Source organism: Herbidospora sakaeratensis (assembly GCF_001570525.1).
Taxonomy (GTDB): Bacteria; Actinomycetota; Actinomycetes; order Streptosporangiales; family Streptosporangiaceae; genus Herbidospora; species Herbidospora sakaeratensis.
The window spans coordinates 15515-28432 of sequence record NZ_BBXC01000020.1; the positions used below are offsets into that span (position 1 = coordinate 15515).

The window sequence follows — 12918 nt, forward strand, 5'->3', positions numbered from 1 at the left end:
AGAAGGCGCGCGGGATGGGACGAACATTGGTCGAGCGCACTGAAGACTCACCGCGCGGCCGCGTGGGGGGCGGAATGGGCGCTGGAACGCCGGACCTCACCATCGGTGTGGTGGGGCCCCATGACCTCGTCGAGCGGGTCATGCTCATGGGACACGCCGCCGCTCCGGTGCCGTGCCGCCTCGTGGCGGCCGCGTACCGGGACGAGCAGGAGGCATCCGACAAGGTCACCCGGCTGGGCGGCGTCGACGCCTGCCTCTTCGCCAGCCCGATTCCATACGAGCTGGCACGACGGGCCGGGGTGCTGACGATGCCGGCGACCCACGTCCAACTGGGCGGCGCGGCCCTGACGGCCGCGATCGCACGGGCGGCCCTCGACGATCGCATCGACCCCAGAAGGGTCAGCGTCGACGTGCTGAGCCGGGGCGAGGTCGACGAGGCGTTCGCGGACCTGGGCATATCCACGGCAGAGGTACACAGCCGCGACGAGCCGGGAGCGACCGGCACGATCGCGGCCTATCACGAGCGGCTGGTCCGCCAGGGCGCCACGACGGGCGCGCTGACCTGCATTCCGGGCGTGGCCGACCGATTAACGGCCGCGGGCATCCCCACGGTCCGCATCCGGCCCACCTCGGCGGCGGTCCGCACCGCTCTCCACACGGCGGCCCTGCTCGGGGCGCACCACCGGCTGGAAGAATCCCAGCTGACGGTGATCCTCGTCGAGGTGCCGACGCTGCGGGAGCCCATAAGGCGCGCGGCGCCGCGCTACTGGCGCGACGAGCTGCGGCTCTCCCTGCACCGCCTGCTGGTGCAGGAGGCCAACCGCATCAACGCCAGCGTGTGGCCGATCGACGACCACAGCTACCTGGTGGTCGCCACACGGGGCTCGATCGCGGGAGCGACCGACGGCTTCCGGGTGCTGCCCTTCGCGGCGAGGATCCGCGACGAGCTGGGCCTGGCGGTCGAAGTGGGCGTCGGCATGGGCCGCACCACCCACGACGCGGAGACGCACGCACGGGCGGCGCTGGCCCGCACACAGGCCGGCAAGCAGGCCCAGGGCTTCGCGGTCGACCGGGAGGGACGCACGCTGGTGCCCCCGCCCCGGATGCCCCCGCAGTCGGCGGGCCCCGCCAAGCCCAAGGGCGTCGAGGTGCTGGCCAGACTGGCGGCCAAGCTCGAAGGCGGCGACACCGTCGTCGACGCCGAGGGCGCGGGCAAGATGCTGGGGGTGACACCGAGAACGGCGCGGAGACTGCTGCGCACGCTGGTCGACGAGGGACTCGCGTGGCCGCTCCCGCCCAACCGGACACCCCAACCGGGGCGGCCACGGCAGCTCTACCGGCTGATCGTGGAGAAGCTGAACCGCTGAGAACGCAGGAGTGCCCGGCATCCCTTTACGGGGTGCCGGGCACTCTTTTTGTGTACGGATAGATCCGGATAAATCCGGATGTGGAATTCACTTCACCGGATTCGAGAAAGTGCGGGGCGGGCGGGGCTGGAGTTGCGCAATATTGCGCAAATTCGATGAAAGCCATGAAATTCCATGCCGTGTACGACCATGGGCCCCGCCGCGAAGGCCGCGTTTATGGGCGGTGGCTCTGGCACCGCGAAAGCCGGGCAGAGGCTCAGAAGCGCCCGGGTTTTCCACAGGGCGGGTCGTCGCCGGGGAAACCGTCGGTCGTGGAAGAGACGATCACCATCACCCGGGTGGGCGGGCCCGGCCCACCGCGCGGGGCGAGATCCGGGCAGAGTGCGGCGCCACTACCCGCACTACGACCAGCCCGAGGGCTTGAGCACCGGCTCGCAACAAGGCCCGGCACTACGACCAGCCCGAGGGTTTGAGCACCGGCTCGCAACAGGGCCCGGCAAGCTGCGGCCCTCACCCACGAAACCGCCGTCACCCAGCCGCGCAACATCCGCTCGGAGGTCGCGGCCCCGGTTCGCGCCCTACGGGACAGGCGGCTTTGGGCCCGAAGCCACGTCGGGCTTTCCCGCGGCCATGTGGGCGGCCGTGTCGCGCGTCAGTGGCTCTGGTCGGCGGTGAGGGCCGCCTTCTGGGTGGCGGCCTCCGCGTGGAGGAAGGCCTGGATGAAGATGACGTTGCGCTTGGCCGGGTGGGGGCGGCGGAAGGCCAGGTCTCCGGCGGCTCGGAGCAGGGCGGGGCCGTGTAAGCGCAGGGTCATCGCCTCGGCGATCGTGCCGGTGGCCTCCTGCTGCCATTCGGCCGCCGCTTCCAGGAGCAGGCGGCGGTAAGCCGGCGTCACCTCCTCCCGGGTGGCCTCGCAGGCCAGCAGGACGGCCGCCTGGTACGCCGCGGCGGCGTCGCCCTGGCCGGCGCGGCGGAGGATGGCGGCGCCGATGCGGCCCCACGCGATCGGCATGCGGAAGGCGGTCGACTTCACGGGGACCAGGCGGACCTCCTTCGGGGCCTGTTCGAGGATGTCGCCGGGGACGTAGGGCATCAGCGGGACCGACCTGGCCGGGACGTCGCGGGTCTCGACGGCGTCCCACACCTCGGCGAACTCCTGGGTCAGCGCGCTGATCGCCTGGGGTGAGGCGGCCATGCGGCCGTTCATCGTGCCGAACTTGTAGAGGACCGTGACGATGGTGCGGATGAGGGGCCAGCCCGGCAGCCGGGTGAACCTGCCCTTCATGATGTTGGACAGGTGCGAGGTGGAGAGCGCGCGCCACTCCTCTCCGGTGTCCGCCCTGATCATGGTCTCCGCCAGCTCCACCATCCGGCCGTAGGTGGGCCGGCCCGCCTTGCGGTACAGGCCGTCGAGCTTGGCCAGGAGGACAGCGCAGTCGATCCGCTCCCCGCGTGCATCAGCCATGAGCGAGTTCCGTTTCTCAAACAGTCAAGACAGCGCGACCGCGCGTGGGCCAGAAAGGCCGAGAACCCCGTTGGAAGATCACCGGCGTGACCGGTGTTGGTGGCGAGATTAGTGGGTTCGCGGGGGCTACGCCCCATATTTCCAAAACGTCGTGAGCGCGAAGATTAACCATGTCATCCGGTTACGTCCAGAGTCGTCCACAGGCGTCCAGACCTGCGGAAAGACGTACAGGAACAGATGATCTTCAGGTCTCCGGCGGCGGGCGCTGATATCTGTCTGTGGTCACCCACTATGCGCTATCGGAAAGAAAGTCAGGAAATGTCGCCCGTCGTTTCTTTGATCATCGCGGCTCTCGTTTCCGCCGTCATCGCGCTGATCTGCTACATCGTCAGTCTGCGGTCGGGAAAGACCGCGCCGACCGCGCTCATGACGTCGGGAGGCGCCTATCTCGGGGCGGCCACGTTGTGCCTGCTGGTCCTGGAGTACCTCCGGTGAGCCGGCTCAGGTTGAGGGAGGTGCATCCCCGGCTCACGGCCACGATCGTCGACCTGCTCGGCGTCGACCCCCTCGCGGGGACCGTCGACGCGCTTCCCTATTTCGGGGTCTGCGCGTGCTCGCCGGGCTGCCGGAACCTGCTGACCTCGCCGCCGGGGTCGGCGAGCCCCCGGTCGTTGCCGCTGCTGCTGGCCGGGACGGAGGTCATCGGGCTCAGTCTCGACCCGACCGGTACCGCGATCACCGACATCGAGGTGCTTGATCCGGCCTTGTACGGCTGATGCCCGATTTCGGGCCCCGCCCTGGAGGGCTTTGCCCTCGTTTGGCTATTGTCAGGAGTCATGCAGCGGGACGGTCGTGACATTCGCGTGTGGGTCCTCCTGACGACCGTCTACATCGTCTGGGGATCGACCTATCTCGGCATCGGGATCGTCATCGAGACCATGCCGCCCTTCGTCTCCGGCGCACTCCGGTTCATCGTGGCCGCCGCGATCCTCGGCGCGTTCCTGCTGGTCAAGACCGGGCCCGGCGCGTTCCGGATGACTCGCCGGGAGTTCCTCGACGCGGCCGCGGTCGGGCTGCTGCTGCTCACGGGCGGAAACGGCATGGTCGCCGTGGCCGAGCAGCACATCTCCACCGGGCTCGCCGCGCTGCTGGTCGCCTCGACGCCGCTCTGGCTCGTCATCATGCGCACGGTCTTCCGCGACCGGCCTCACGTCCTGACGCTGACCGGGGTGCTCGTCGGGTTCCTCGGCGTGGCCGGGATCTCGCTGACCGGCGGGATGTCGGGGGGCACGGTCGGGGTGGTGGTGATCCTGGTGGCCTCGTTCTCGTGGGCCGTGGGGTCGTTCATGTCGGGGCGGGCGCCGATGCCGAAGAACCCCTTCGCCGCCTCGACGGTGGAGATGGTCGTCGGCGGGGCCGGGTTGCTGGCGTGCAGCGGGCTGGCCGGGGAGCGCCTCGTGTGGTCGGAGGTGTCGGGGGCGTCGTGGGCGGCGCTGGCCTACCTGATCCTCGTGGGGTCGCTGGTGGGGTTCACGTCGTACGTGTGGCTGCTCGGCAACGCGCCGATCTCGCTCGTCTCGACCTACGCCTACGTGAACCCCGTCGTCGCGGTCGCCCTGGGGATGATCATCCTGGGCGAGACCGTGACGGCCACGATGGTGGCCGCCGGTCTCGTCATCGTCGCCGGGGTCGCGCTGGTCGTCTCTACCGAGCGGAGACGTGTGTCCTGAACGCCTGCGCGGCCCTCAGGAAGACGTCATTGGCCTCACGGTCACCAATGGACACACGGGCACCCTCCGTGCCGAAAGGCCGCACAGCGACCCCCTCAGCGGCGCACGCGGCGGCGAACGCGGGGGTGTGCTCGCCCAGGCGGAGCCAGACGAAGTTGGCCTGCGACTCGGGGACCGTCCACCCCTGGGTGATCAGCGCCTCGCGGACGCGGGTGCGCTCGGCGACGACCCGCTCGACGCGCTCCAGCAACTCCTCCTCGGCGGCCAGCGACGCGACGGCGGCGGCCTGGGCGAGGTGGTTGACGGCGAAGGGGACCATCGTCTTGCGGACCGCCGCGGCGATCGGCTCGGGGCCGATCAGGTAGCCGACGCGCAGGCCGGCCAGGCCGTACGCCTTGGAGAAGGTGCGCAGCACGGCCACGTTGGGGCGGTCGCGGTAGATGGTCAGGCCGTCGGGGATCGCCTCGTCGCGCACGTATTCGCGGTAGGCCTCGTCGAGGATGACGAGCACGTCCGACGGGACCGCGTCGAGGAACGCGGTGAGCTCGGCCGCGCGGTTGGCGGTGCCCGTCGGGTTGTTGGGGTTGCAGACCAGGATCATGCGGGTGGCGGGCGTGATCGCGGCGCGCATCGCGTCGAGGTCGTGGGTCTCGCCGGCGAGCGGGACCCGCACGGAGACGACGCCCGACAGGTCGGCGAGCAGCGGGTAGGCCTCGAACGAACGCCAGGCGTAGATCACCTCGGCGCCGGGGTCGCCGACCGTCTCGAAGAGCTGCTGGGCGACGGTGACCGAGCCCGCGCCGAGCGCGACGTGCTCGGGCGGCACGCCGTAACGGGCCGCGAGCGCCTCGGTCAGCCGGACCGCCGCCGGGTCGGGGTAACGGTGCACATTCGCGGCGGCCTCGGCGATGGCGGCGACGACGCTGGGGAGCGGCGGCTCGGGGGACTCGTTCGACGACAGTTTGTACGACCGCCCGTCGGCCGACACCACCGCCTTGCCCGGCGCGTAGGCCGTCATGGTGTCGAGCACGGCCCTGAACTGCGGCATTGATTCCACCCCTCCGTTGCGGCGATGTGCCCACACCCTACTTGAGGTCATTCGTGCCGATCTCAGAGTCGTCCCAGGAACACCCCTTAGGATTCGGCACCATGCGCGTGATCGTCCGGGGGGCACTCGCCCTCGCCTTAACCACGTCCCTGCTCGCCCCGGCCGCACCGGCGAACGCGAAGCCCAAGCCCTACTGCGAGCGCCACAAGTGCATAGCGCTCACCTTCGACGACGGGCCCTGGCCCTACACCCCCGCCCTGCTCGACACGCTCAAGAAGCACAAGGCCAAGGCCACCTTCTTCGTGCTGGGCCGGAAGGTCGGCAGCCGCGTCGACATGATGAGGCGCATGGTCGACGAGGGCCACGAGATCGGCAACCACACCTGGGACCACCCCGACCTGACTAAGCTCTCCGACGAGGAGATCGTCTCCGAGATCACCGGCACCCAGGACGTCATCAAGGAGGCCGTCGGCATCACGCCGACGTTCATGCGCCCCCCGAACGGCGCGACCAACTCCCGGGTCGGCTCCCTGATGGAGACCCTCGGGCTGCCGCAGATCCTGTGGACGGGCTCCACCCTCGACTGGCAGGCCCGCAACACCAAGGTCATCAAGGAGCGCACACTCACGTTCGCCAAGCCCAACGCCGTCATCCTGCTGCACGACATCGTGCCGGAGACCGTCAAGGCCATGGAGACCGTGGTCGACACCCTGACGAAGAAGGGCTACAAGCTCGTCACCGTCTCCACGCTGCTCGGCGACCGCGAACTGAAGCCGGGCGAGGCCTGGCCGAAGCCTGCCAAGAAGAAGTAGCTAGTCGGCGATCTTGAGCGAGCGCGACAGCGCGGCCTTCAACCGTGGCTGGGCGGGCGCCTCGACGAACCGGTAGACCGCCCACGCCACGACCAGCACGATCCCGATGACCACCGGCAGCGTGACCCGGTGGCCGAGCACCGGGTTGAGCCACTGGATCAGCAGGAATCCGACGTGGTGGTGGAACAGGTAGAGCGGGTAGGTCAGCGCGCCCAGCAGCGTCAGCCCGCGCCAGTCGATCCCGTCGAGCCGCCCGAGCGCGACCAGGATCATCACCAGGAACATCAGCGAGATCACGCCGACGACGAGCGCGGTGCCCAGCGGCTCGCCGAACCGCTCGATCGCCGACGGCCCCTCGCCGAGCAGCTGCACCAGCCCGAAGGCGTAGGCCAGGCCGACGAACAACCACGGCAGCAGCGAGTTGCCGAACCGGTAGATGAGGTAGAGGGACATGCCCGCGATGAAGTAGGGCGCCCCGAACTGGGCCAGGCCGACCTTCAGCAACGAGATGTCGAGCCGCTCGGCCAGCGCGAGCAGGAAGATCCAGCCGCCCATGAAGCCGAGAACCCTCCGGTACGTGATCCCGACCACCGCGAAGCAGGCGATCATCACGTAGAAGACGAGTTCGTGCCAGAGCGTCCAGTAGACGATCTCCAGGTCGCGGATGCGCAGGCCGTGCTGGAACATCGTCAGGTTGGCGAGCAGTTCGCTCAGGGTGGGCCGGTGGTCGGTGATGAACCCGAGCAGCGCCAGGCCGCCCAGGATGATCACGCTGGCCCAGTAGGCCGGATACAAGCGTGCGATCCGGGAGACCATGAACTCGCCGGGGGTGCGCCCCCAGGCGCTCATCAGGATCACGAAGCCGCTGATCATGAAGAACAGCCGGACTCCGTAGGAGCCGAACATCGTCACGCCGCTCAACGCCGGGAACGCGTTGACCGTCCCCCAGGCGCGCGTCTCCCCGAAGTGGAACAGCACCACCGCCATGGCCGCGACGAATCGCAGCAGGTCGAGCACCCGTAAGCGGGGCTGGACGAAGGGTGGGTCAACGGCGGCCGCCGCCGGCACAGTGCGCGGCTCCGATATCAGCACAGGGGGAGAATATCCTCAATCACCCCGGTAACAGTGGCCCCAATCACGCCAGAGGCACCGAGAATCATCGTCATGGAGATGATCGTGCGTAATCCGGCCGAGGGCGTCTATCCCCCCTCCGGGAGCGCCTACGTCCACGCCGTCGAGGTGCGTGACCCGTCCCGGTTCCTGTACGTCTCGGGCACCATGGGCCTCGACCCCGACGGCACGCCCGCCGACAGCGTCGAAGAACAACTCGCCCTGATCTGGGCGAACCTGCGCGCCATCCTGGCCGAGGCCGGCATGACCGTCGACAACGTCGTCAGGGTCACCAGCTACCTGCGCGACGTCGCCTACACCGGGGCCAACGCCGCCGCGCGGGTGGAGGCCCTCGGCGGGCGGCCGGTGCCGACCACGGCGATCGTCGTGCAGACCCTCGACCCGGCCTGGCTGGTCGAGCTGGAGATCGTCGCCGCAGCCTAGATCCGCAACATGGGAGGGTGCAGCGCCTCGGCCGGTCCCCTCCGGTAGAGCATCGCCGGGCGGCCGCCGTCGCGGGTGGTCGTCCGGCCCGAGGGCACCAGGAAGCCCTCGGTCTTGGTCACCTTGCGGTGGAAGTTGCGGGGGTCGAGCGGGCGGCCCCAGACGATCTCGTACACCCGGCGCAGTTCGGCGACGGTGAACTCGGTCGGGCAGAAGGCGGCGCCGAGCGAGGTGTACTCCAGCTTCGAGCGGGCCCGCTCCAGGCCGTCGATCATGATGCGGCGGTGGTCGAAGGCCATCTCGGTCAGCTCGCTCAGCGGCTGCCAGCTCATGTGGGCCTCGGTCGAGGCCGGCAGGTCGGGGGCCAGCCCCAGGTAGGCGACCGACACGACACGCTGGCGCGGGTCGCGGTCGGGGTAGCCGTAGGTCCGGAGCTGCTCCAGGTGGACCGGCGCCCCGGCCATGCCGGCCCGTTCGGCCAGCACCCGGGCCGCCGCCGCCGGGAGGTCTTCGTCGAGGTGGATGAAGCCGCCGGACAACGCCCACAGATCGGGGTAGGGCGGCCGATCCCGCCGCCACACCAGCGCGCACAGGGCGCTCGACCTCACTGTCAGCACGACGAGATCCACGCTGACGGGGATGCGCGGGACCATGTCAGGCACGTTACACGCTGTCGCGATCAATCGTTGTTGTGGTAGTAGACCGGCTCGGCGGCCTTGCGGCCGTCGGCGGCGGTCACCTCGACCCTGACCCACGTGCCGGGTGGCACGCTCGCCCAGTCGACCGGGATCCAGACCTGGCCGACGGCGGATGGTAAGTCGGTGATCGGCTGGCCGTCGTACCAGCCGACCGACTGCGAGTCGACCACCCGCGGGGTCTCCAGGCCGGTCCAGCTCAGCGTCACCCGCACGTTCTCCAGGTGGTAGCCGCGGATCTGCAGCCCGTCCTGGATCTGGCGCTTCTCCCTGACGGCCTGGATGGCGATCGGGCGTTCCCAGTCGGTCGCCAGGTCTTCGGACAACGACGGGCTGCCGCAGGTGAAGAAGTCGCTCCACATGTACGAGATGATCTTCGACACGTACGGCCCGACCAGCGTGACCGCGGTGTCGAGGCGGGGTTTGTCGGTGCGTCCGCGGGTGCCCTGCGTGCCGCACTTCTCGGTCGCCGACGGTTCGAACGCCTCGACGTTGGCCCACAACTGCACGTCGATGTCCTCTTCGTCGCGCAGTTCGAGGCGGGACTCGTACATGGCCCGGTAGTAGTCGCGGGTCGCGCCGTAGTAGGCGGTGCTGTACGTGCTCTCCCCCACCACCGGCTTCAGCCGTTCGTCCACGGGCTGGTTCTTCCAGTTCGGCCAGAACAGGCCGACCTTGCCGGTGCCGCGCGAGTCCTGCGGCGCGATGATGCCGACGCCCGTGCGGGCCAGCGCCTTGAAGCCCTCGCCGACCTGCGCGGGGGTCGAGGTGTAGTCGACCCGCTTGCGGGCGTCGAGGTAGGGGCTGACCAGGATCGGCTTGCCGGGGAGCACCTGTTCGACGATGCGGTGCTGTTCGGCGTACACCTGCAGGGTTGGCACGTTCTCAGGGTCGGCCCAGTCTCTGATGACGAGCTCGAAGGGCTGGTAGACGCCGCCGAGCGACTCGCGGCCCGCGAAGCGGGTGCCGTAGTCCTGCAGGATGCGGCGGGTCAGCGTGGTGAGGGTGCCGATGTGGCGCGGGTTGGCGCGGGTGACGCCGGTCGGGTCGCGCGGGGCCAGCGGCAGCGACGGGAAGACCTTGATGCCGAACCGGTCGCCCAGGTCGAGCAGTTCGGTCAGGCTGTCGGTCGCGCCGGCCGACACCAGGATCAGGTGGTAGCCCTTGCCCTTGCTGGTGAAGTCGCAGGTGGCGTCGTCGGAGCCGTCTTCGTCGGCGATCAGGCGGAAGAACACCCGGTCGCCGACGACGATCTTCTTCTCCATCTGCGGGCAGCGGAAGACGCCGTCGCCGTACTGCTCGTCGGTGCGGAAGACGAACGACCACGAGATGCGGTTGCCGGGGTTGGCCGCCTTCAGGTCGCGTTCGGCCGCCTGGACGCAGGTTAACCCGTCTTCGACGCAGTAGTCGTAGCGCGCGTCGGGCTTGTACTTGCCCTCGTCGTCGGGCTCCGCCTCCAGGATCCGGCCGTCGGAGTCGATCGAGCGGGGCGACAGGCCGAACCCGATCCGGACCACCGTGTCGCCGCCGACCTTGTGGATCTCCTCCAGCTGGCGGCGCCAGTTGCAGCGGTCGGCCGACGGCATGATCCAGTAGCCGGTGATGGCGTAGGGGGTGCGCATGTTCGTGTCGAACGTGCCACACGGGTCGGTGAAACCGGTGGTGGACGGGGTCGGGCTGGGCGTGGACGGAGAGGTGCTGCCGATGCGCGCGGCGTGTGGCGTCTCGGGCTCCTGGAGGGCGATCACCACGGTGGCCACGCCACCGAGGATCGCGATCCCTAGGAGCAGAGCAAGCCAGCGCAAACCGTCACCTCATCCGATCGACGTTCCGGGGGCTGATTACGGCTTGACGCCGTTCCAGGCTTCGAGCTGGGAGACGAATCGACGCGCGGAGTTCGGCCAGTGGTGGTTGCCCCGGGCGGCGGCGTAGCCGCGGGCGCCGGCGTTGCGGCGCTCCTCGGTGTTGTCGCGCAGCGCGAGCACGGCCTTCGCGACGGCCTGTGGGTCGCTCCAAGGAACCACGACGCCGCTGCGGTACCGCTCGATGAGCTCCACCGCGCGGGGCGAGGGGGTGGTGATGACCGGGATGCCGTGGGCCATGTACTCCACGATCTTCGTGGGCATCGAATGGCGGTAGTTGGGCTCGTCGTGCAGCAGCGACAGTCCGGCCAGGGCGCCGTCGAGCCGCTTGAGCGCCTCGTCGTTGGGCATGAAGTCGCGCCATTCGAGCGCGCCCTCTTCCACGGCCGCCGCGAGCATGCGCCGCGACTGCGGGTCGGCGTACCCGATGAGCTCGACGACCACCCGGTGGGGCCGCAGCAGGCGGCCGACCTCGATGGCCTCGCGCACGCCCCGGGCCTCGGACAACCAGCCCAGGTAGACCACCCGGTCGTCGCCGGGCGGCGAGACCGTGTCGGGCACCCAGGTCTCGTTCGGCACGACCAGATGCGCCTGCCGGAACCGGCCCGCGTAGGCGGTCTCGGCGAGCAGGAGGTGGAAGTTGCGTTCGGCCCAGCTCTCGAGCATGCGGGCCACGAACCGGGTCGGCGGCCGGAGGAAGGCCGGCAACCACGGCTTGAGCGACAGGGTCGCGGGGGTGTCCTCGTGGACGTCCCACACGACCGTCGGCCGGTTGCGCACCCCGGCGACCGCGAACAGCAGCTCGGGGTCGTGGATGAGCGCCATGTCGACCTTGCCGCGCATGCTCTTGAACACCTTGCGCGCGGCCCGGACGGCGGTCATCCGCCGCCGCTCGGCCGCCCGGGGCAGGTCGACCCCGTTCACCCACGACCGGGGCACGACCCCGCGCGCCGAATACGGCGCGGCGTACGTGACCTCATGACCGGCGTCCACGAGCGCGCGGATCTGCCGGTGCAGGATCCGGGCGTCCTCGGGGTGATGCACCACCGTCATGACGAGCACGTGCACGCGCCTGGCCCCCTTACAGCCGCTCGACGCGTTCGCCGGTCGCCAGCACGCCGCGGGTGTCGAGCACCAGGCGGCCCTGCTGTTCGATCAGCTCCAGGTCGAACATCGAGTGCTGCTGGAGCAGCACCGTGACGTCTGCCTCCCGGACCGCCTTCGCGAGGTCTTCCTCGCGGGGCACCGGGCTCCCCTCGACCGACCACTCCTTGACGTAGGGGTCGGCGTAGCTGACGACGGCGCCGAGCTCCATGAGCGCCTCGGCGACCGGTATCGCGGGCGTCTCCCGCTCGTCGGCGATGTCGGGTTTGTAGGTCACCCCGAGCAGCAGCACCTTCGAGCCGTTGACGGCCTTCTTGTCGCGGTTCAACAGCCGCTGCACGCGGGTCACCACGTAGGACGGCATCCGCTCGTTGATCTCCTGGGCCAGCTCCACGAACCGGAACGGGAAGCCCAGCTTGCGCACGGCGTACGACAGGTACGACGGGTCGACGGGGATGCAGTGACCGCCGACGCCGGGACCGGGGAGGAACTTCTGGAACCCGAACGGCTTGGTCGCGGCGGCCTCGATCGACTCCCAGAGGTTCACCCCGAGCTCGTCACAGAAGATCGCCATCTCGTTGACGAGCGCGATGTTCACGTGGCGGTAGGTGTTCTCCAGCAGCTTGGCCATCTCGGCCTCGCGCGTTCCGGAGACGGGGACGACCCGCTCGACGAACCGCGCGTAGAACTCGGTCGCCCGGTCGCGGCAGGCGGTGGTGTAACCGCCGACCACCTTCGGGGTGTTGCGCAGGCCGAACTTCGGGTTGCCGGGGTCGATGCGCTCCGGCGAGAACGCCAGGTGGAAGTCGGCGCCCGCGACGAGGCCCGACTTCTCGAGGATCGGCCGGGCCACCTCGTCGGTGGTGCCGGGCCAGGTCGTCGACTCGAGCACCACGAGGGTGCCGGCGGTGAGCTGCTCGGCGACGGCGCGGGTGGCGCCCTCGACGGCGGACAGGTCGGGACGGTGGTCTTCGTCGAGCGGGGTGGGCACGCAGATGACGATGGCCGCGGAACGGGCCAGCACCGTCGGGTCGAGCGTCGCGGTGAAACCGTTCGCGAGCATGTCGTCGAGGTCGGCGTCCGTCAGGTCGTCGATGTAGGAACGTCCCTCGTTGAGCGCGTCCACCTTGCGCGCGTCAACGTCGAGGCCGACGACTTTCAGACCTGCCGCCACAGCCTCCTTGGCCAGCGGCATGCCGACGTAGCCCAGCCCGATGACCGTGAGATCGATCTCGCTCACGACATGGCCTGGGGGTGGAGAGAACACTTCATGGTCGCAAA

At 69.6% G+C, this 12918-nt stretch carries 13 protein-coding genes; 6 read left to right on the forward strand and 7 right to left on the reverse strand.

Annotation, left to right across the window (positions count from 1 at the left end):
- The first annotated feature begins 74 nt into the window (after nucleotides 1-74).
- Nucleotides 75-1367 carry a transcriptional regulator gene (locus AW271_RS30450; protein WP_030456307.1) on the forward strand — a complete coding sequence of 431 codons (1293 nt, stop codon included), beginning with the start codon at nucleotides 75-77 and terminating at the stop codon, nucleotides 1365-1367.
- A gap of 652 nt (nucleotides 1368-2019) precedes the next feature.
- Here the strand turns inward: AW271_RS30450 and AW271_RS30455 are convergent.
- Nucleotides 2020-2832 carry a hypothetical protein gene (locus AW271_RS30455; RefSeq protein WP_062341054.1) on the reverse strand — a complete coding sequence of 271 codons (813 nt, stop codon included), beginning with the start codon at nucleotides 2830-2832 and terminating at the stop codon, nucleotides 2020-2022.
- Nucleotides 2833-3150: 318 nt separating this feature from the next.
- Here AW271_RS30455 and AW271_RS40235 point away from each other — a divergent pair, with 318 nt between their 5' ends.
- The 3 genes from AW271_RS40235 (at nucleotide 3151) to AW271_RS30465 (ending at nucleotide 4562) form a co-directional block, all read left to right on the forward strand.
- The gene (locus AW271_RS40235; protein ID WP_157554783.1) at nucleotides 3151-3327 is read left to right on the forward strand and encodes a hypothetical protein; all 177 of its coding nucleotides are present in this window, start codon (nucleotides 3151-3153) and stop codon (nucleotides 3325-3327) included.
- 20 nt (nucleotides 3328-3347) lie between these two features.
- Nucleotides 3348-3608 carry a hypothetical protein gene (locus AW271_RS30460; protein ID WP_062341055.1) on the forward strand — a complete coding sequence of 87 codons (261 nt, stop codon included), beginning with the start codon at nucleotides 3348-3350 and terminating at the stop codon, nucleotides 3606-3608.
- A gap of 87 nt (nucleotides 3609-3695) precedes the next feature.
- Nucleotides 3696-4562: an EamA family transporter gene (locus AW271_RS30465; protein ID WP_245653286.1), complete on the forward strand. Its 867-nt coding sequence runs from the start codon at nucleotides 3696-3698 to the stop codon at nucleotides 4560-4562.
- Here AW271_RS30465 and hisC read toward each other — a convergent pair.
- A complete protein-coding gene (gene hisC / locus AW271_RS30470; protein ID WP_062341057.1) occupies nucleotides 4537-5610 on the reverse strand; it encodes a histidinol-phosphate transaminase in 1074 nt (357 codons plus the stop codon). The two genes, AW271_RS30465 and hisC, sit on opposite strands and share 26 nt — an antisense overlap.
- Nucleotides 5611-5711: 101 nt before the next feature.
- Between hisC and AW271_RS30475 the strand changes: the two genes are divergently transcribed.
- Nucleotides 5712-6422: a polysaccharide deacetylase family protein gene (locus AW271_RS30475; protein ID WP_062341058.1), complete on the forward strand. Its 711-nt coding sequence runs from the start codon at nucleotides 5712-5714 to the stop codon at nucleotides 6420-6422.
- Here the strand turns inward: AW271_RS30475 and AW271_RS30480 are convergent, their stop codons facing one another.
- Entirely contained in the window at nucleotides 6423-7514 is a 1092-nt protein-coding gene (locus AW271_RS30480) for an acyltransferase family protein (protein WP_157554785.1), read from the reverse strand.
- A gap of 72 nt (nucleotides 7515-7586) precedes the next feature.
- On the opposite strand from AW271_RS30480, the gene AW271_RS30485 reads away from it, so the two are divergent.
- Complete coding sequence (locus AW271_RS30485; RefSeq protein WP_062341060.1) at nucleotides 7587-7976, forward strand: RidA family protein; 390 nt, start codon at nucleotides 7587-7589, stop codon at nucleotides 7974-7976.
- Here AW271_RS30485 and AW271_RS30490 read toward each other — a convergent pair.
- The 4 genes from AW271_RS30490 to AW271_RS30505 all read right to left on the reverse strand — a co-directional run bounded on the left by AW271_RS30490 (nucleotide 7973) and on the right by AW271_RS30505 (nucleotide 12877).
- The gene (locus tag AW271_RS30490) at nucleotides 7973-8629 is read right to left on the reverse strand and encodes an NUDIX hydrolase (protein ID WP_062341061.1); all 657 of its coding nucleotides are present in this window, start codon (nucleotides 8627-8629) and stop codon (nucleotides 7973-7975) included. The two genes, AW271_RS30485 and AW271_RS30490, sit on opposite strands and share 4 nt — an antisense overlap.
- 26 nt (nucleotides 8630-8655) lie before the next feature.
- Nucleotides 8656-10431: a DUF4434 domain-containing protein gene (locus AW271_RS30495; protein WP_245653287.1), complete on the reverse strand. Its 1776-nt coding sequence runs from the start codon at nucleotides 10429-10431 to the stop codon at nucleotides 8656-8658.
- 81 nt (nucleotides 10432-10512) lie between these two features.
- Nucleotides 10513-11601 (reverse strand): glycosyltransferase, encoded by a 1089-nt coding sequence (locus AW271_RS30500; RefSeq protein ID WP_174553127.1) that lies wholly within the window; start codon nucleotides 11599-11601, stop codon nucleotides 10513-10515.
- 13 nt (nucleotides 11602-11614) lie between these two features.
- Nucleotides 11615-12877, reverse strand: coding sequence for a nucleotide sugar dehydrogenase (locus tag AW271_RS30505; RefSeq protein WP_062341063.1), 1263 nt, complete (start codon nucleotides 12875-12877; stop codon nucleotides 11615-11617).
- Between the last annotated feature and the right edge of the window lie 41 nt (nucleotides 12878-12918).

Excerpts from the sequence above, each read along its gene's own strand:
- AW271_RS30450 (WP_030456307.1), top strand. The coding sequence starts at position 75 with ATGGGCGCTGGAACGCCGGACCTCACCATCGGTGTGGTGGGGCCCCAT.
- AW271_RS30455 (WP_062341054.1), bottom strand. The coding sequence starts at position 2,832 with ATGGCTGATGCACGCGGGGAGCGGATCGACTGCGCTGTCCTCCTGGCC.
- AW271_RS40235 (WP_157554783.1), top strand. The coding sequence starts at position 3,151 with ATGTCGCCCGTCGTTTCTTTGATCATCGCGGCTCTCGTTTCCGCCGTC.
- hisC (WP_062341057.1), bottom strand. The coding sequence starts at position 5,610 with ATGCCGCAGTTCAGGGCCGTGCTCGACACCATGACGGCCTACGCGCCG.
- AW271_RS30475 (WP_062341058.1), top strand. The coding sequence starts at position 5,712 with ATGCGCGTGATCGTCCGGGGGGCACTCGCCCTCGCCTTAACCACGTCC.
- AW271_RS30485 (WP_062341060.1), top strand. The coding sequence starts at position 7,587 with ATGGAGATGATCGTGCGTAATCCGGCCGAGGGCGTCTATCCCCCCTCC.
- AW271_RS30490 (WP_062341061.1), bottom strand. The coding sequence starts at position 8,629 with ATGGTCCCGCGCATCCCCGTCAGCGTGGATCTCGTCGTGCTGACAGTG.